The 17,912-nt window shown below is 62.9% G+C and carries 13 protein-coding genes; 4 read left to right on the forward strand and 9 right to left on the reverse strand.

The window, feature by feature from the left end; all coding sequences use genetic code 11:
* Positions 1-21: 21 nt before the first annotated feature.
* From urtD to QN224_RS08710, 7 genes are all read right to left on the reverse strand, one after another.
* Positions 22-774, reverse strand: a complete 753-nt coding sequence (gene urtD, locus QN224_RS08680) for an urea ABC transporter ATP-binding protein UrtD (RefSeq protein WP_283976322.1) — start codon at positions 772-774, stop codon at positions 22-24.
* A gap of 5 nt (positions 775-779) precedes the next feature.
* Positions 780-1,955: an urea ABC transporter permease subunit UrtC gene (urtC, locus tag QN224_RS08685; protein WP_283976323.1), complete on the reverse strand. Its 1,176-nt coding sequence runs from the start codon at positions 1,953-1,955 to the stop codon at positions 780-782.
* Entirely contained in the window at positions 1,952-3,568 is a 1,617-nt protein-coding gene (urtB, locus tag QN224_RS08690) for an urea ABC transporter permease subunit UrtB (protein WP_283976324.1), read from the reverse strand. The genes urtC and urtB overlap by 4 nt, the downstream gene beginning before the upstream one ends.
* Positions 3,569-3,744: 176 nt before the next feature.
* A complete protein-coding gene (gene urtA / locus QN224_RS08695; protein ID WP_173511796.1) occupies positions 3,745-5,037 on the reverse strand; it encodes an urea ABC transporter substrate-binding protein in 1,293 nt (430 codons plus the stop codon).
* Positions 5,038-5,261: 224 nt separating this feature from the next.
* A complete protein-coding gene (locus tag QN224_RS08700) occupies positions 5,262-5,711 on the reverse strand; it encodes a GFA family protein (protein ID WP_283976325.1) in 450 nt (149 codons plus the stop codon).
* Positions 5,708-6,172 carry an SRPBCC domain-containing protein gene (locus QN224_RS08705; RefSeq protein ID WP_283976326.1) on the reverse strand — a complete coding sequence of 155 codons (465 nt, stop codon included), beginning with the start codon at positions 6,170-6,172 and terminating at the stop codon, positions 5,708-5,710. Before QN224_RS08705 ends, QN224_RS08700 begins: the two co-directional genes overlap by 4 nt.
* A gap of 30 nt (positions 6,173-6,202) precedes the next feature.
* Complete coding sequence (locus QN224_RS08710; RefSeq protein WP_283976327.1) at positions 6,203-6,541, reverse strand: metalloregulator ArsR/SmtB family transcription factor; 339 nt, start codon at positions 6,539-6,541, stop codon at positions 6,203-6,205.
* Positions 6,542-6,736: 195 nt separating this feature from the next.
* Between QN224_RS08710 and QN224_RS08715 the strand changes: the two genes are divergently transcribed.
* The gene (locus QN224_RS08715) at positions 6,737-10,114 is read left to right on the forward strand and encodes an ATP-binding protein (RefSeq protein WP_283976328.1); all 3,378 of its coding nucleotides are present in this window, start codon (positions 6,737-6,739) and stop codon (positions 10,112-10,114) included.
* Positions 10,107-11,027 (forward strand): response regulator, encoded by a 921-nt coding sequence (locus tag QN224_RS08720; RefSeq protein WP_283976329.1) that lies wholly within the window; start codon positions 10,107-10,109, stop codon positions 11,025-11,027. The genes QN224_RS08715 and QN224_RS08720 overlap by 8 nt, the downstream gene beginning before the upstream one ends.
* Positions 11,028-11,123: 96 nt before the next feature.
* Here QN224_RS08720 and QN224_RS08725 read toward each other — a convergent pair whose 3' ends face one another.
* Complete coding sequence (locus QN224_RS08725) at positions 11,124-12,452, reverse strand: dicarboxylate/amino acid:cation symporter (protein ID WP_173511802.1); 1,329 nt, start codon at positions 12,450-12,452, stop codon at positions 11,124-11,126.
* A 227-nt stretch (positions 12,453-12,679) separates the two neighbouring features.
* Here QN224_RS08725 and QN224_RS08730 point away from each other — a divergent pair, with 227 nt between their 5' ends.
* Both QN224_RS08730 and QN224_RS08735 read left to right on the forward strand, forming a co-directional pair.
* Positions 12,680-14,548: a sensor histidine kinase gene (locus tag QN224_RS08730; RefSeq protein WP_283976906.1), complete on the forward strand. Its 1,869-nt coding sequence runs from the start codon at positions 12,680-12,682 to the stop codon at positions 14,546-14,548.
* The gene (locus QN224_RS08735; protein ID WP_283976330.1) at positions 14,545-15,915 is read left to right on the forward strand and encodes a sigma-54 dependent transcriptional regulator; all 1,371 of its coding nucleotides are present in this window, start codon (positions 14,545-14,547) and stop codon (positions 15,913-15,915) included. Before QN224_RS08730 ends, QN224_RS08735 begins: the two co-directional genes overlap by 4 nt.
* Before the next feature lie 119 nt (positions 15,916-16,034).
* Here QN224_RS08735 and QN224_RS08740 read toward each other — a convergent pair whose 3' ends face one another.
* On the reverse strand, positions 16,035-17,912 hold the full coding sequence (locus QN224_RS08740; RefSeq protein ID WP_283976331.1) for an ABC transporter ATP-binding protein/permease: 1,878 nt from the start codon (positions 17,910-17,912) through the stop codon (positions 16,035-16,037).

Consider the following 17,912-nt stretch of genomic DNA (forward strand, 5'->3'; position numbering starts at 1 on the left):
GATTCCTTCCGCTCGCCTCGCTCATCGGCCGAGATAGTTTTCGATCACCTTCGGATCGCTGCTGACGAAGTCGATCGAGCCCTCCGCCAGCACCGAGCCCTCGGCAAGGCAGGTCACCTTGACGCCGAGATCACGAATGAAGCCCATGTCGTGCTCGACGACGACGACCGAGCGCGTCCTGGCGATTTCCTTGAGCAGCACGGCCGTCTCGGCCGTCTCCGCATCGGTCATGCCGGCGACCGGCTCGTCGACGAGCAGCAGTTCCGGTTCCTGCGCAAGCAGCATGCCGATCTCCAGCCATTGCTTCTGGCCGTGCGAGAGGTTGGCGGCGATATCGTCGCGGCGCGCCGTCAGGCGCACGGTCGAAAGGATTTCCTCGATACGGGACCGATCCTCCTCCGTCAGGCGGTAGAACAGTGTCGCGAAGACGCCGCGGCTGCGGTTCAGCGCCAGTTCCAGATTGTCCCAGACGGTGTGGTTTTCGAACACCGTCGGTTTCTGGAACTTGCGGCCGATGCCGAGCTGGGCGATTTCTGCCTCGTCCCTTCGGGTAAGATCGATATCGCCCTTGAAGAAGACCTCCCCTTCGTCGGGTCGGGTCTTGCCGGTGATGATGTCCATCATCGTCGTCTTGCCGGCGCCGTTCGGACCAATGATTGCTCTGAGCTCGCCCGGTTCGACCACAAAGGAAAGCGAATTCAGCGCCTTGAAGCCGTCAAAGGAGACGGAGACGCCGTCGAGATAGAGCAGGCTCCTGGGTTTCTTCTCGTTCATGACGATCACTCCGCAGCCATCGGTTCTGCAGCCGGCAGGCCTGCCTCTTTGGCACTTACTCTTTCCTTCCGCGCGGCCTCGCGATAGGAGCGGCGTCGGGCAAGATGGTGCTGTGCCGTGCCGACAATGCCCTTCGGCATGAGCAGCGTGACGAGCACGAAGAGCCCGCCAAGCGCGAAGAGCCAGAATTCCGGGAAGGCCGCCGTGAAGATGCTTTTTCCTCCATTGACGAGGATGGCGCCGATGATCGGGCCGATCAACGTGCCGCGCCCGCCGACCGCCGTCCAGATGACCACCTCGATCGAATTGCCGGGTTCGAACTCGCCGGGATTGATGATCCCGACCTGCGGCACGTAAAGGGCGCCGGCGATACCGGCCATCATCGCCGAAACCGTAAAGGCGAAGAGCTTCACGTGCTCGACGCGGTAGCCGAGGAAGCGGGTTCGGCTTTCCGCATCGCGCAGCGCCACCAGCACCTTGCCGAACTTCGAACGCACGATCCCTGATGTGACGACAAGCGAAACGGCGAGTGCCAGTGCGGAGGCGGCAAAAAGCGCGGCGCGGGTTCCGTCCGCCTGGATGTTGAAGCCGAGAATATCCTTGAAGTCCGTCAGCCCGTTGTTGCCGCCGAAACCCATGTCGTTCCTAAAGAAGGCGAGCAGCAGCGCATAGGTCATCGCCTGGGTGATGATCGACAGATAGACGCCGTTGACCCGCGAGCGGAAGGCGAACCATCCGAAGACGAAGGCAAGCAGCCCGGGCACGACGACCACCATCAGTGCCGCGAACCAGAACATGTCGAGGCCGTACCAGAACCACGGCAGTTCCTTCCAGTTCAGGAAAACCATGAAATCCGGCAGGAGCGGATTGCCATAGGAGCCGCGGGCGCCGATCTGGCGCATCAGGTACATGCCCATGGCATAGCCGCCGAGCGCGAAGAAGGCGGCGTGCCCCAGCGAGAGAATGCCGCAAAAACCCCAGACGAGATCGAGCGCCAGCGCCAGCAGCGCGTAGGTCAGATATTTTCCGAACAGCGAGACCAGATAGGTCGGCACGTGCAGCGGGTGATCCGGCGTTGTCAGGAGATTGAGCGCCGGAATGACAAGCGCGAGGCCGAGCAGGATCGCGACGGCGATGATGATTGTGCGATCGAGAGACTTGATGAGGAAAGAGGTGATCATGCTTCCACCGCCCGGCCCTTGAGTGCAAACAGCCCGCGCGGCCGCTTCTGGATGAAGAGGATGATCAGCACGAGCACGAGGATCTTGCCGAGCACGGCGCCGGCATAGGGCTCGATGAATTTGTTGAGGATGCCAAGCGAGAAGGCGCCGACGAGCGTGCCCCAGAGATTGCCGACGCCGCCGAAGACCACGACCATGAAGCTGTCGATGATGTAGCCCTGGCCGAGGTTCGGCGAGACGTTGTCTATCTGCGAGAGCGCCACGCCCGCCATGCCGGCGATGCCGGAGCCGAGCGCAAAAGTCAGCGCATCGACCACGGGCGTGCGTATGCCCATCGAGGAGGCCATGCGCCGGTTCTGCGTGACCGCGCGCATCTGGAGGCCCATCGGTGTTTTCTTCAGGAGGAACAGGAGACCGGCAAAGACGGTGAGCGCGAAAACAATGATCCAGAGACGGTTCCAGGTGACCGTCAACCCGCCGAGGTCGAAGGCGCCTGACATCCACGACGGATTGCCGACCTCCCGGTTGGTGGGACCGAAGATCGAACGCACCGCCTGCTGCAGGATCAGGGATATGCCCCAGGTGGCAAGCAGCGTTTCAAGCGGGCGACCGTAGAGGAAACGGATGACGCCTCGCTCTATCGCCAGTCCGACGGCACCGGTCACCAGGAAGGCGAGCGGCAGCGCGATCGCCAGCGACCAGTCGAAAAGACCGGGAAAGGACGTGCGGATGATCTCCTGCACGAGAAAGGTCGTATAGGCGCCGAGCATCACCATCTCGCCATGCGCCATGTTGATGATGCCCATGACGCCGAAGGTGATCGCAAGGCCGATCGCGGCGAGCAGCAGCACCGAGCCGAGGGAGAGCCCGTACCAGACATTCTGGCCGGCAGCCCAGAGCGCCTGGCTTTGCTCGATGCTGGCGAGCGCCGCCTTGATATCCGCCTTCAACGTCTCGTCCGCCGTGCCGAGGGCGGTCGAGAGAATGGAAAGCGCCTCGCGGCTGCCGCCTTGCTTCAGGATTTGAACGGCCTGTCGCTTCTCCTCGCCGGGACGGTCGGAGGTGAGGATCGCCGTCGCGCGCGCCTCTTCGAGCAAAACACGGATAGCCGCATCCTTCTCGGAGGCGAGCGCGTTTTCGATGGTCGGGAGCGCATCCGCGTTGGGTGCCTGCTTGATAGACTGCGCGGCCTTGAAGCGCTGATCGCGATCGGGGCTCAGCAGCGTCAGGCCGCCGAGCGCGGCGCGCACGGCACGGCGTACGCTGTTGTTCACCTTGATCTTCTGCAGCGCCCCCTTCGGCGCCTCGCCGACGCTCTCGCCGGAAAGCGGATCGGTCAGCGTCAGGTTCGCCCCGTCGTCACGCGTCAGGAATACCAGACCATCGGCCTTGCGGGCGTAGAGGTTGCCGTCGCCGAGCGCTTCGAGGACCGGCACGATCTTGGGATCGCCGCTCTTTGCGAGTGCCGCGATATGTTCGTCCATGTTGGAGAGCTTCGCCGTGCCGAGCGCGTTCACCAGGTCGCGCAACGACTCCTGCGCCCTCAGTCCCGCGGTCGGGATCGCGGTCAACAGGATCAGGGCCACAAGCACGGTTTGTAAGATGCGATACATTCGCCCCTCGCACGGTTTCCGCGTCGGTTCGCGGCGCGGCATCGGTGAAAATGCCCCTCCGTCCGAATGGACGCTTTCGGACGGAGGGTATTTCGATCTATCGGTTCGTCATGAAAACGGCGTTGTCGAAGAAGGCCGATATGGTCTTTTCCGAGAACAAGTGCTTCGTCATGAAATCAGGAACCCTTACCGCCGCATTTTCCCGTGGCGATGTTGAAGTTGCCGCAGGACATCGGCGCCCGCCAGTCGGCGATAAGATCCTTCGAGTCCGGCAGATAGTCCGACCACTCGTCGCCGACGACCAGGCCGGGCGTCTCCCAAACGGTTTCGAACTGACCGTCCGACTGGATTTCGCCGATCAGCACCGGCTTGGTGATGTGGTGGTTCGGCATCATGGTGGAATAGCCGCCGGAAAGGTTCGGCACCGAGATGCCGACCATGGCGTCAAGCACGGCGTCGGTGTCGGTGGTGCCGGCCTTTTCGACCGCCTTCAGCCACATGTTGAAGCCGATATAGTGGGCTTCCATGGGGTCGTTGGTCACCCGCTTGTCGTTCTTGGTATAAGCCTTCCAGGTCTTGATGAATTCGGCATTGGCCGGGTTGTCGACCGACTGGAAGTAGTTCCAGGCGGCGAGGTGACCGACGAGCGGGCCGGTGTCGAGACCGGCGAGTTCTTCTTCGCCGACCGAGAAGGCGACGACCGGGATATCTTCGGCCTTGATGCCCTGGTTGGCGAGCTCCTTGTAGAACGGCACGTTGGCGTCGCCGTTGATCGTCGAGACGACGGCGGTCTTCTTGCCGGCCGAGCCGAACTTCTTGATGTCGGAAACGATCGTCTGCCAGTCGGAATGACCGAAGGGCGTGTAGTTGATCATGATGTCCTCGGGCTTCACGCCCTTGGAGATCAGATAGGCTTCGAGGATCTTGTTGGTTGTGCGCGGATAGACGTAGTCCGTGCCGGCGAGCACCCAGCGCTCGACCTCTTCGTTCTCCATCAGATAGTCGACGGCTGGGACCGCCTGCTGGTTCGGCGCCGCACCGGTGTAGAAGACGTTGCGCTGGCTTTCCTCACCCTCGTACTGGACCGGGTAGAAGAGGATCGAGTTCAGTTCTTCGAAAACCGGCAGCACGGATTTGCGCGACACGGACGTCCAGCAGCCGAAGACGGCCGAAACCTTGTCGACGGAGATCAGCTCGCGGGCTTTTTCCGCAAAGAGCGGCCAATCGGAAGCGGGGTCGACGACGACCGCCTCCAGCTTCTTGCCGAGAATCCCGCCCTTCTTGTTCTGCTCATCGATCAGCATGAGCATGGCGTCCTTGAGCGTCGTTTCGGAGATCGCCATGGTGCCGGAAAGCGAATGAAGAATACCGACCTTGATCGTGTCGTCCGCCGCAAAGGCGCCATTGAACGCGGTCGTCGAAAGGGCGGCAGCAAGGAATGCGCCGCAAACGCGTGCCCTGATAGTCATCGGATTGAACCCCTCTTGTTCTGGTCGCGCAACGGGACGGTCGTTCTCCTTGGCCGTTGCTTGAGGGATCATCGACGAGTGGCGCTGCCCTGCACATACGTCATTCTACGTAGGTGCAGGGGGGAAGAAGGAAGTCGTGGCACTTCCGACGCAGGAGGTGTCTGCCGCGGATCACCACCGTGGCAGACACGAGAAATGTGAGGGCAAGCGGTGGTTCGGACCACTTACAAAAAGCTCGTCACCGCCGGTGGCCGGTCCCAGGCATCGACGCGCCCGTCCTCGTAGATGATCGGGGCATTCGCCAGCTCCTCGTCGGTGGCATCGTCGAGGCAGGCGATATTCACCGCGTGGAACGGGCCGCCCAGCATCTCGAAATCGGCGCTGGCGAACGGATGGACGCCGCAGTGCCGGCAGAAAACGTGGCGGATCGAGCGCTCGCCGAAGCGATATTCGGTGAGGGCCTCCTCACCGGAAAGCAAGGAGAAATCCTCAGGCGTGACGAAGACTTTCCAGAATCGCGTCTTCAGACAAAACGAGCAGTTGCAGCGGAATGTCGACGTCCACCACACGCCGGGCCGCGCCGGCGTCGAGCGCTCCCTTTCCGGCGCAAGGTCGAGATTTGCGGAAAAGCGTACTGCCTGGCATTGGCAGCTCCCGTGATAGGTCTTCTTCATTCCATGGCCTCCTTCCGGGCAACGACATAGGCAAGAAGCCGGTCCATGCACTCGCCCCAACCCTCCATGTGAGAATCGCGGCTTTCGATGGTCGGGAATGGTGCCTGGTGGAAAGTAAGCCGCGTGCCGCTCTCGACCTCGTCGAAGGTGACCGTGATCAGCGTGTCCATCGCGTCCTCCTCTTCCCAGGTGAAAGTGAAAACGATGCGGCTCGCCGGCACGATCTCGCGGTAGGTGCCGTGCGCCCAATAGTCCTGTCCTTCCGGCGAGCGGATGCAGCTGCGCCAGGTGCCGCCTTCACGGAAATCCGCGGTGATGCTGGGGACGGTGAAGTCCTTCGGACCCCACCAACGCGCCAGATGTTCGGTTGCGGTCCAGGCCTTGAAGACAAGGCTGCGAGGCGCGGCGAAGACGCGCGTGATGGTAAGGGCAATCTCTTGCTTGCGAGACGGGGCATTCATCGGCTTCTCCCTTCGTTAGCAGCTCTGGCGTCAGTCATGACCGGATTTGCCGTTGTGCTGGAGTTCATGGAGATAGCTGTCGAGCCGGTCGAAGCTGCCCTCCCAGAACTGGCGGTAGCGCTCGACCCAGTCGGCAATTTCCTTCAGCGGCGCCGCCTCAAGCCGGCACGGGCGCCATTGGGCGTTGCGGCCCCGCGATATCAGGCCCGCGCGCTCCAGCACCTTCAGATGTTTGGAGACAGCAGGCAGACTCATGTCGAACGGGGCCGCCAGCTCGTTCACCGTCGCCTCGCCGGCGGCAAGGCGGGCGATAATGGCGCGGCGGGTCGGGTCCGCCAATGCCGACAAGGTGTTGCTCAACCGGTCCATACTTATTTAACTCAACAGTTAATTAACCTAGCGGTTTATTGCAGGAGAGCAGCCTGCTGTCAAGGGCGGTGCTATCACCGACGTCGATCCTGGAGCCGGCGATGTTTTCCGCAATGCAGCAATTTCGCGAGCCGTCCGTCTGTGTTACCAAAGCAAGACGGCGCTGCCGGGAACAGACAAACGACACGAGGCACCATGGCGGCACGCCAGCGCATCATTCCCGTTCGACGAGAATACAATCGCTGGGTCGCCAACCAGACGCTCGAAGACTACGCCCTGCGCTTCACAGCGAAAAGCGCGCGGCGCTTTTCCTCCGAGCGCATCTCGCAGACGGCGATCGGCGCGATTTCCTTCCTGGCGCTCGAAGCGATCGGCGGCGCGATCACCATGTCCTACGGCACGACGAACGCGATCGTCGCGATCCTGGTCGCGAGCGTGATGATCCTGCTCGTTGGCCTGCCGATCAGCCGCTATGCCATCCGCCACGGCGTCGACATCGACCTTCTGACCCGGGGTGCCAGTTTCGGCTATATCGGCTCGACGATTACGTCGCTGATCTACGCAAGCTTCACCTTCATCCTCTTCGCGATCGAGGCCTCGATCATGTCCGGGGCACTGGAGCTTGCCCTCGGGATACCGCTGTGGATCGGCTATATCGTCAGCGCTGTCGTGGTTATCCCGCTCGTGACCCACGGTGTCCGCCTCATCAGCAGGTTCCAGCTGATGACGCAGCCCTTCTGGATCGTGCTGAACATCCTGCCCTTCGCCTTCATCGCGTTCGCCGATTGGGAAAAAGTGGGGCTCTGGCTTGCCTATTCCGGCATCCACCACACCTCCGGTCCGCCCGGCACCGTCGCGCCGTTCAATCTCCTCGAATTCGGCGCCGCCTCCGCTGTGATCTTCGCGCTGATGGCGCAGATCGGCGAACAGGTCGACTTTCTCCGCTTCCTGCCGCCGGACGGCCAGAGGAAGCTGCATCACCGCATCGCCGTCTTTCTCGCGGGCTCCGGCTGGGTGATCGTCGGCGCGCCGAAGCTGCTGGCCGGTTCGTTTCTCGTCGTGCTGGCGCTCAGCGCCGGCGTGCCCTCGACGCGCGCCGCCGATCCGGCGCAGATGTACTACACCGCCTTCGGCTACATCTTTCCGTCGGATACGGCCGCACTCCTGCTGATGGTCGCCTTCGTTGTCATCTCGCAACTGAAGATCAACGTGATGAACGCCTATGCCGGGTCGCTCGCCTGGTCCAATTTCTTCTCGCGGCTGACCCACAGCCACCCCGGCCGCGTCGTCTGGCTGGTCTTCAACGTCGCGATCGCCCTCCTGCTGATGGAACTCGGCATCTATCGCCTGCTCGAGGAAACGCTCGGAATCTTCTCGATCATCGCCATGGCCTGGCTCTGCACGATTTCGGCCGATCTCTTCGTCAACAAACCGCTGGCCTTGTCACCACCCGGTATCGAGTTCAAGCGCGCCCATCTTTACGACATCAATCCCGTCGGCCTCGGCACCATGGGTATCTCGGCGATCCTCGCGCTGACAGCCCATTTCGGCGCCTTCGGCGATATCGCCGCCTCGCTTGCCCCCTATATCGCGCTCGTCACCGCCTTCATCGTCTCGCCGCTGATCGCCTGGTGGACGGAGGGCAAATTCTATCTCGCCCGCAAGCCGCGCAAGAGCTGGTTTCGCGAAAGCGAGATCACCTGCTCGATCTGCGAGCACCCGTTCGAGCCGGAAGACATGGCCTGGTGTCCGGCCTATGCCGCGCCGATCTGCTCGCTCTGCTGCTCGCTCGACAGCCGCTGCCACGACATGTGCAAACCGAAGGCGCGGCTGAACACGCAGGTCGCCACCGTCGCAAAGATGATCCTGCCCGAGGCGGTGACCGCGAAGCTCGCCACGAGGCTCGGCCGCTACGCGATCTCCGCCATCCTCTCGATCACCGGCATCGGCATCATTCTCGCGATGATCGCTCATCAGACGACCGCCACCTCGCCCGAAACCGCCGCCGTCGTGGAGCGGACGGTGGCGATCGTCTTCTTCGTCTTCGCGATCTTCGCCGGCGTCGTCTCATGGTTCTATGTGCTCGCCCATGACAGCCGCGTGGTCGCGGAGGAAGAGTCCTCCCGCCAGAACACGCTGCTCCTGAAGGAGATCGCCGCGCACAAGAAGACCGACGCGGCGCTTCAGAACGCCAAGGAGGCGGCGGAAGCGGCAAACCGGGCGAAGAGCCGCTATGTCGTGGGCTTGAGCCACGAACTGCGCACGCCGCTCAATGCCGTGCTCGGCTATGCGCAGATCCTCGAACGCGACGAGACCATACCGCCGTCAAGGCAGGGGGCGATCAAGGTAATCAAGCGCAGCGCCGATCACCTCTCGGGTCTCATCGACGGCCTGCTCGATATCTCCAAGATCGAGGCCGGAAAACTGCAGGTCTATTCCAACGAGATCAACATTCACGATTTCCTCGACCAGATCGTCGATATGTTCCGCCCGCAAGCGCAGGCCAAGGGCATTGCCTTCGAACACAACCGTGTGGCGTCACTGCCGCGATACGTGCGCGCGGACGAGAAGCGGCTCCGACAGATCCTCGTCAATCTCCTGTCGAATGCGCTGAAGTTCACCGAACGCGGCCGCATCCGCTTCGACGTCGGCTACCGCAACCAGGTTGCCACCTTCACGATCGAGGACAGCGGCCGCGGCATCAGCGACAAGGACCTGCCGCGAATCTTCGATCCGTTCCAGCGCGGCGATGCTGAACATCGCATGCCCGGGCTCGGGCTTGGCCTGACCATCACGCGCCTCCTGACGCAGACGCTCGGCGGCGAAATCTCCGTGACCAGCGAAAAGGACAAGGGCACAGCCTTCAGGATCCGCCTGATGCTCTCCGCCGTCGACCGGCCGGCGGCGCTCAACGACCCGGTACGCCGAATCCGATCCTACAAGGGCGCCCGCCGCACCGTTGTCGTCGTCGACGACAACGCGGATCATCGCGATCTGATGCGCGAAGTGCTGGTTCCGCTCAATTTCGTGGTGCTGGCGGCGGCAGGCGGCCAGGAGTGCCTGACGCTCATCGAAGACATCAAACCCGACCTGTTCCTGATCGACATCTCCATGCCGGGCATGAACGGCTGGGAACTGGTGACGCAATTGCGTGAAAGCGGCCAGACGGCACCGGCGATCATGCTATCGGCCAATATCGGCGATGGATCGACCGCCGGCGCCGCAGGCGGCCACAACGATACGCTCGCCAAGCCCTTTGGCGTCCGCCAGCTCATCGACAAGCTGGCGATCCATCTCGGCCTCGAATGGATCCATGAGGACGATGGCAAGAACGCCAACGGCAGCACCGATCCTGTGACCAATCCCGGACACCACCACGTGGAGGAGTTGATCCGGCTCGGCGAAATCGGCTACGTCAGGGGCATCGAGGCGAAGCTGACGGAGATTGCCCTGAACCCGGAGAACCAGGCCTTTGCCGAGGCGGTACGCGCCTATGTGCGAGCCTTCGACCTCTCGGGCTACGACGCCTTCCTGAAACGGCTGACGGCAGAGGAGGCCGGCACACGTGGCTGACCCCGCCAATCCGCGCGATATCGTTCTGCTGGTCGACGATTCGCCAGAGGCCCTGGGCTTCCTGACCGAAGCGCTGGAACAGTCCGGCTTCTCCGTGCTGATCGCCACGTCCGGCAACGCCGCCTTGAATATTGCCGACCGCATCACCCCCGACATTATCCTGCTCGATGCCGTGATGCCTGGCATGGACGGTTTCGACACCTGCGTCAGGCTCAAGGCGAACGCCTCCGTCACCCAGGTTCCGGTGGTCTTCATGACCGGGCTCACCGAGACGGAGCACGTGGTGCGTGCACTTGAGGCGGGCGGCGTCGACTATCTCACCAAGCCGATCAATATCGATGAACTGAGGGCCCGCATCCGCGTCCACCTCTCCAATGCGCGTTCCGCCCAGAGCGCGCGGGTTGCGCTCGACGCGGCCGGGCGCCACCTGCTTGCCGTGCGCGGCGACGGCGGCGTCCGCTGGTCGACGCCGCAGGCGACGCGCCTCGTCAATGCCGCCACCGGCAGCGACGACGGCCTTGCGGTCGTCACCGCCCGCATCGCCGAATGGATGCGGCAGCGCGAAAAGCATGGCTCCGGTCAGGCCAGCTTCACACTACAGCAGGCGGGGCAGACGGGCTTGCAGATTTCCTATCTCGGCGCCGTCGGCTCCAACGAATATCTCTTCCGCCTGACAGCCGAGAACGGCATGAGCGACGACGAGATCTTGCGCCAGCATTTCCTCCTGACGCAGCGCGAATCCGAGGTGCTGCTGTGGATCGCCAAGGGCAAATCCAATCGCGACATCGGCGAGATCCTCGGCTTGAGCGCCCGCACCGTCACCAAACATCTCGAACAGATCTACGTGAAGCTCGGTGTCGAAAACCGCGCCTCCGCGGCGGTCAAGGCGACGCAGGTCCTGCACGGGATCTGATGGCGGGCAGCAGCCGCGATTTTCCAAAAAAGAGCGCGGTCTGCGAAACAGACCGCGCCAAACTGCACTTGCGTGCAGGCTTGCCCGGGAGGCAACTTATTCGGCGGGCTGGACGACCGCTGGGATGGTTTCGACGGCAGGTGTTTCACCGCCGAGCACGGCAGCAAGCTGCCCGCGGTCCAGTTCGCCTTCCCACTTCGCCACGACGATAGTGGCGACCGCATTGCCGATGAAGTTGGTGATCGCCCGGCATTCCGACATGAAGCGGTCGATGCCGAGGATCAAGGCCATGCCGGCGACGGGCACGGCCGGAACGACGGAGAGCGTTGCGGCGAGCGTGATGAAGCCAGCGCCGGTGATGCCGGCAGCCCCCTTCGAGCTCAGCATGGCGACGAGCAGCAGCAGGATCTGGTCGCCGAAGGAGAGCGGAATATCGGTCGCCTGCGCGATGAAGAGCGCGGCAAGCGTCATGTAGATGTTCGTGCCGTCGAGGTTGAAGGAATAGCCGGTCGGAATGACGAGGCCGACGACCGAGCGCTTGCAGCCCGCCTTCTCCATCTTGTTCATCAGGCCCGGCAGCGCCGCTTCCGAGGAGGACGTTCCGAGCACCAGCAGCAGTTCTTCCTTGATGTAGCGGATGAGCGCGACGATCGAGAAGCCGTTGTAGCGCGCCACTGCGCCAAGCACGAGGAAGACGAAGAGGAAGGAGGTGAGATAGAAGGTGCCAATCAGCATGGCGAGATTGGCGATCGACGCCACGCCGTACTTGCCAATGGTGAAGGCCATGGCGCCGAAGGCACCGATCGGGGCGGCCTTCATCAGGATCGCCACCAGGCGGAAGATCGGCAGCGTCAGGGCATGCAGGAAGTCGACTACCGGCTGGCCCTTGTCGCCGACCATGGCGAGCGCGATGCCGAACAGGACGGAGATGAACAGCACCTGCAGGATGTCGCCGTCGGCGAAGGCCGCGACAAGCGTCGTCGGAATGATGTTCATGAGGAAGCCGGTGATCGACTGCTCATGTGCCTTTTCCGTATAGGTCGTGACCGCCTTCATATCGAGCGAGGCGGGGTCGATATGCATGCCGGAGCCAGGCTGGACCACATTCGCGACCACGAGACCGACGACGAGCGCGAGCGTGGAGAAGGTCAGGAAGTAGATCATCGCCTTGCCGGCGACGCGCCCGACCTTGGCAAGATCGGTCATGCCCGCAATACCGGTCGCGACCGTCAGGAAGATGACCGGCGCGATGATCATCTTGACGAGCCTGATGAAGGCGTCGCCGAGAGGTTTGAGCTCCGTGCCGATATCCGGATAGAAATGCCCGAGCAGAATGCCTGCGGCGATCGCCGCGAGGACCTGGACATAAAGATGCCGATACAGGGGTGTCTTGCCGCGGACCTCCGCGGAATGTTCGATGATCATGATATCCTCCACGAGGGCCCAGTCCGGCAATGCGCCGGGCCTCCCAGGCCATTTTCCGAAGAACGACAGCACCCGGCTGCCATGCGGAGGTAATTGCAACGGGCGTGCCAGATTCGACGCGCACGAATAACGTCTTGATTCTTAATCCGTTTATATTTGACCCTTGGAGAACTCACGCCAGGATGAGCGGAAATCCGCACAGACGAATTGGCACGTTGAGCGAAAAGATGCACAATGCCGCGATGACTGTTCCCGACAAAAATGAGCTCGGCATTCTTCAGCGTCGCGCCTGGAGACTCTGGCTCGCCTTTACAGGGGTAGCGCTCGCGCTCCTCTCGCTCGGCTTTCTCGCGGCCGGCGAGTACGGCCGCTCGGAGGCGCTCCGCGCCTTGGCCGACCAGAGCCGGATCGACGCCAGCCTCAAGGCGGCGCTGTTGCGCGCCGTAGTCGAAAAACAGCGCGCGCTGCCGCTGGTGCTCGCCGACGACACGGCGATCCGTCAGTCGCTCCTGTCGCCCGACGCGCGCTCGCTCGACCAGATCAACCACAAGCTGGAGGAGCTTGCCGCAAGTGCCGGCGCCGCGGTCGTTTATCTGATCAGGCTGGACGGCATCGCGGTCGCCGCCAGCAATTGGCGCGAGCCGACGAGTTTCGTCGGCAGCAACTATGGCTTTCGCGACTATTTCCGGCTGGCTATCCGCGATGGCAACGCGGAGCATTTCGCCATGGGGTCTGTCAGCAAGCGCCCGGGCCTCTATATTTCCCGCCGGATCGACGGACCGGCGGGGCCGCTCGGCGTCATCGTTGCCAAACTCGAATTCGACGGCGTCGAAGCAGATTGGGCAAGCGCGGGTAAGCCGGCCTATGTCACCGACCGCCGCGGCATCGTCCTCATCACCAGCCTGCCGTCCTGGCGCTTCATGACGACGAAGCAAATTCCCGACGAGAGGCTGGCGGCGATCCGCGAAAGCCTGCAGTTCGGCGACGCGCCTCTGTTGCCGCTGCCGTTCCGGCAAGTCGAAGCCGAGGCCGACGGCTCCTCCACCCTCAGCGTGCTGCTCCCTGGCAGCCGCCCCGAGATGTTCCTGCGTGTCGAGACGATGGTGCCATCGACGAATTGGCGGCTGGAGCAATTGTCGCCGCTGACCGCCACGCTGTCCGCGGGCGCACGCGAAACAAGGCTGCAGATGCTCGCGATTCTGGTGCCGCTGTTGGCGCTTGCGGCCTTTCTCATGCGCCGGCGCCAGATGGTCGCCCTGCGTTCGGCGACCGAACGCGCGGCACGCAACGAGCTCGAGGCGCGTGTCGAGGAGCGGACGCGCGATCTCACCATGGCCCGCGATCGCCTTCAGACGGAAATCGCCGACCATCGGCAGACAACCGAAAAATTGCAGGCGGTTCAGCAGGACCTCGTGCAGGCCAATCGGCTGGCGATCCTGGGGCAGGTCGCCGCCGGCGTTGCGCATGAAATCAACCAGCCCGTCGCGACGATCCGCGCCTATGCGGATAACGCCCGCACCTTCCTCGATCGCGGCCAAAGCGCGACAGCGGCGGAAAACCTGACCAGCATCGCCGAGCTTACCGAACGCGTCGGGACAATCACCGACGAATTGCGCCGGTTCGCTCGCAAGGGAAATTTCGTCGCCGAGCCGACCGAGATGCGGGATGTCATCGAGGGGGCCATGCTCTTGCTTCGCAGCCGCTTTGCCGGCCGCATGGATACGATCAAGATCTCTCTTCCTCCGAACGGCCTGCAGGTCATGGGCAACCGCATCCGTCTGGAACAGGTGGTGATCAATCTTCTCCAGAACGCGCTGGAAGCACTCGGCGACGCCGAGAACGGCGAGATCAAGGTACGCTGCACGGAGACCGACGGCCGCATCAAGCTGGCGGTTGCCGATAACGGCCCCGGTATTCCGGAGCATGTTCGCGATGAGCTTTTTACCCCATTCAACACGTCGAAGGACGAGGGGCTCGGCCTCGGGCTGGCGATCTCCAAGGAAATCGTCGCCGACTATGGCGGCGACATCGCGGTCGAGACCAGCACGTCCGGAACGACGTTCACTGTCCAATTGAAGAAGGCTCAAGCGCAATGAGCGACGCCGCTTCCGTTTTCCTGATCGACGACGACCGCGACCTGCGCAAGGCGATGCAGCAGACGCTGGAGCTTGCCGGCTTTGCCGTCTTCCCCTTCGCCAGCGCTGCCGAAGCTCTTGGCGCCCTCAGCCCCGAATTCGACGGCGTCATTATCAGCGACATCCGCATGCCGGGTCTCGACGGGCTGGCCTTCTTCCAGAAGGTGGCGGCGCTGGATCCGGACCTGCCCGTCATTCTGGTCACCGGGCATGGGGACATCCCGATGGCGGTCCAGGCGATTCAGGATGGGGTCTATGATTTCATCGCCAAGCCCTTTGCCGCCGATCGGCTCGTCCAGAGCGCGCGGCGCGCCGAGGAGAAGCGCCGCCTGGTAATGGAAAACCGCGCGCTTCGACGCGCGGCGGAAGCCGCCTCCGACAGCCTGCCGCTGATCGGCCAGACGCCGGTCATGGAGCGGTTGCGGCAGACGTTGAAACACATTGCCGACACCGACGTCGATGTGCTGGTCGCCGGCGAGACCGGCAGCGGCAAGGAAGTGGTCGCGACGCTCCTGCACCAATGGAGCCGGCGCAGGACCGGCAATTTCGTGGCGCTGAACTGCGGCGCGCTCCCGGAAACGGTGATCGAGAGTGAACTCTTCGGCCACGAGCCGGGCGCCTTCACCGGAGCCGTCAAGAAGAGGATCGGTCGGATCGAGCATGCAAGCGGCGGCACGCTGTTCCTCGACGAGATCGAGGCGATGCCACCGGCGACCCAGGTCAAGATGCTGCGCGTTCTGGAGGCGCGCGAGATCACCCCGCTCGGCACCAACGAGACGCGCCCGGCCGACATCCGGGTCGTTGCCGCCGCCAAGGTGGACCTCGGCGACCCCGACAAGCGCGGCGACTTTCGTGAGGACCTCTACTACCGGCTGAATGTCGTGACGCTTTCGATCCCGCCGTTGCGCGAGCGGCGCGAGGACATCCCGCTGCTCTTCTCGCATTTCCTGACGCGCGCCGCGGAACGTTTCGAACGCGACGTCCCGTCGATCTCCCCGGCTGTCCAGCATCACCTCATGTCGCATTCCTGGCCCGGCAATGTGCGCGAACTGTCGCATTTCGCCGAGCGGGTGGCGCTCGGGGTGGAGGGAAGTCTCGGCAATCCGGTCCCGCCAGCGGCGCAGGCCGGGGCCTCGCTTCCGGAACGGCTGGAGCGCTACGAAGCCGAGATCTTGAAAGAAGTGCTGACGGCGCATCGAGGCGACGTCAAGGAAACGCTGGAAGCGCTCGGCATTCCCCGCAAGACCTTCTACGACAAGCTACAACGCCACGGGATCAACCGGGCGGATTATGCGGGGCAAACATCGGCCAAGGATGGTGAGTTCTAGACTACGATGATCTGGGGTCGGGTCGACCTAAGATCATAAACGTTATCGAATCTAATAAGCTGGCGCGGGATAGGGGTGGAAGCCAAACACTTTTCCTCATCCCGCCCCAGTGGCCGAGCTTACCGCAATATCGGTCCGATCGTTTCGGCGCGCGGCTTCACGCGCGTGAGTTCGGTCGCGCCGAACGGCAACAGCGACAGCGGTCTCTTCGTGACCTTGCCGTCGGCGATGGCGAGCACGTTGTCGTAGAATTGTTTGCCCGTCTTGGATTTCGGAGGCACGGCGGCGTGCATAATGCTGATGACGATTACACCGGGGCACTCATCCTTGATTGTTTGATGGAACGTGATCGCCGCCTCGCCGTCGAGGGCGCTGGTCGGCTCGTCCAGGAACAGCAGACCCGGACGATGCAGGAGGATGCGCGCAAGCACGAGCTTCTGTTTCTGGCCGCCGGAAAGAAGCTGGTCCCAGCTTTGCGTCCCACGCCCCTCCCCGGCGAGATCACCGACGAAATCGAAAAGGCCGGCCCTGGAGAGCGCCGCTGCGACTTCCCTGTCGTTATGGGCATCGCCCTCTTCGGGCAGGCAGATCAGTTCCTTCAATGATATTGGCGGCAGCTTGACCTCCTGCGCGGCGAAAAGCGTCCGCACGTGTCTGGGCAGTGCGACCGAGCCGCGGCCATGCGGCCACAGACCATTGATCGCCTTGAGCAGGGAAGACTTGCCGCTGCCGGATCTACCGACGAGAAGTGTCCATTCGCCTGGGTTGAAGTGAAGGTAGCCTGTCGCAAGGAAGGGCAAGTCGGCGCCCGGGTGCATCAGTTCGAGGCGCTGGATGGTCAAGCCAATCTCGCGATTCTGCCGAACGCAGCTTAGCTCCGACCGGCCGGTGCGGGCATAGAATGCGCGCGGCTGCTGCACGTCCTCGATCGCCTTTGCGAGATCGGTGATGCGCCCTGCATTGGCCCTGAGCCGGGCTATGTCTGGCATGACATGAATGAACCACGAGCAATCGTTGATGATGGCATTAGCGAGCTCCGCCCCTGTCACATAGCCGCGCAGGCTGATCTTGCTCTCGGCATAGGGCAGCAGTCCGGGCGCATAGGCGATGACGCGCGAGCCGATGAAATTATAGACGAGCTCGAAGCCCATATAGCAAGCCGTCAGAATGTTCAGGCTCGACCAGGTTTGGTCGATTTCGCGATAGCGCCGGCTGTGGATGCGCTTCTGCACCCCCTCACCTCGCGAGGCCGCGACATGGAAGCTGCGGTGGAGCAGCGTTGTGAGTTCGCGGCGGTAGCTGCCTTCGGCCGATTGCATCCTGACGTCCAGCCGCTGCTGAATTGCACCGATCTTGACTGCGAGAAACGTGCTGATGGGAACATAGGCCGCGACGGCGGCAAGTGTCAGACAGGCGCTGCCGTAACTGCCAAGGAATTCCAGTCCGCCAACCTCGGTGGAGCTTTCGATGATCCTCCCACCAACGAAGAAAAGCGACAGGGTGACGCCGCCGATGCCCATCGCCAGTCCGATGGCCCCGCCGGTCATGCCCTTGATCGACTCCTGGATGCGCTGGTCTATGTTATCCGGCATCCCCCCGGCCATCGGGGTCGCCTCGGACGCGCCGCGCAGCAAGTGAAGATGTGTATGGTTGCGGCTGAGCAATGCGTCGTTAAAGCGCTCGTCAAGCCAGGCGCGCCATTTGCGATGCAGCATCGTCGAGAGGAAGTGCCGGACCGCGGTGAACCCGGCTTCCTTCAGCACGACGATCGAGACCATCGTCGCCGCGCTTGCTAGAATGGAGCGGAGTGTCGTCGGATTCTGCGGATGGTGGAGAAAGGCAATCGCATTGACGAGTTCGCCCGAGGCATCGGCGAACCAAACGCTCGACAGCGCCGAAAACGCCGTCAGCACGACGATGATCGCCGCCAGGGCCCAAGCTTCCCGCCACCTGTCGGAGAACCAATAGGCCCACATCAGACCCCAAAAGCTCCGCAT

Origin of the sequence: Sinorhizobium sp. 7-81 (genome assembly GCF_030124405.1) — a bacterium.
In the GTDB taxonomy this organism is placed as follows: Bacteria; Pseudomonadota; Alphaproteobacteria; order Rhizobiales; family Rhizobiaceae; genus Sinorhizobium; species Sinorhizobium psoraleae.

Coding starts and splice junctions, on each gene's coding strand:
- urtD (WP_283976322.1), bottom strand. CDS start 774: ATGAACGAGAAGAAACCCAGGAGCCTGCTCTATCTCGACGGCGTCTCC.
- urtC (WP_283976323.1), bottom strand. CDS start 1,955: ATGATCACCTCTTTCCTCATCAAGTCTCTCGATCGCACAATCATCATC.
- urtB (WP_283976324.1), bottom strand. CDS start 3,568: ATGTATCGCATCTTACAAACCGTGCTTGTGGCCCTGATCCTGTTGACC.
- urtA (WP_173511796.1), bottom strand. CDS start 5,037: ATGACTATCAGGGCACGCGTTTGCGGCGCATTCCTTGCTGCCGCCCTT.
- QN224_RS08700 (WP_283976325.1), bottom strand. CDS start 5,711: ATGAAGAAGACCTATCACGGGAGCTGCCAATGCCAGGCAGTACGCTTT.
- QN224_RS08705 (WP_283976326.1), bottom strand. CDS start 6,172: ATGAATGCCCCGTCTCGCAAGCAAGAGATTGCCCTTACCATCACGCGC.
- QN224_RS08710 (WP_283976327.1), bottom strand. CDS start 6,541: ATGGACCGGTTGAGCAACACCTTGTCGGCATTGGCGGACCCGACCCGC.
- QN224_RS08715 (WP_283976328.1), top strand. CDS start 6,737: ATGGCGGCACGCCAGCGCATCATTCCCGTTCGACGAGAATACAATCGC.
- QN224_RS08725 (WP_173511802.1), bottom strand. CDS start 12,452: ATGATCATCGAACATTCCGCGGAGGTCCGCGGCAAGACACCCCTGTAT.
- QN224_RS08730 (WP_283976906.1), top strand. CDS start 12,680: ATGCACAATGCCGCGATGACTGTTCCCGACAAAAATGAGCTCGGCATT.
- QN224_RS08735 (WP_283976330.1), top strand. CDS start 14,545: ATGAGCGACGCCGCTTCCGTTTTCCTGATCGACGACGACCGCGACCTG.
- QN224_RS08740 (WP_283976331.1), bottom strand. CDS start 17,912: ATGCGGAGCTTTTGGGGTCTGATGTGGGCCTATTGGTTCTCCGACAGG.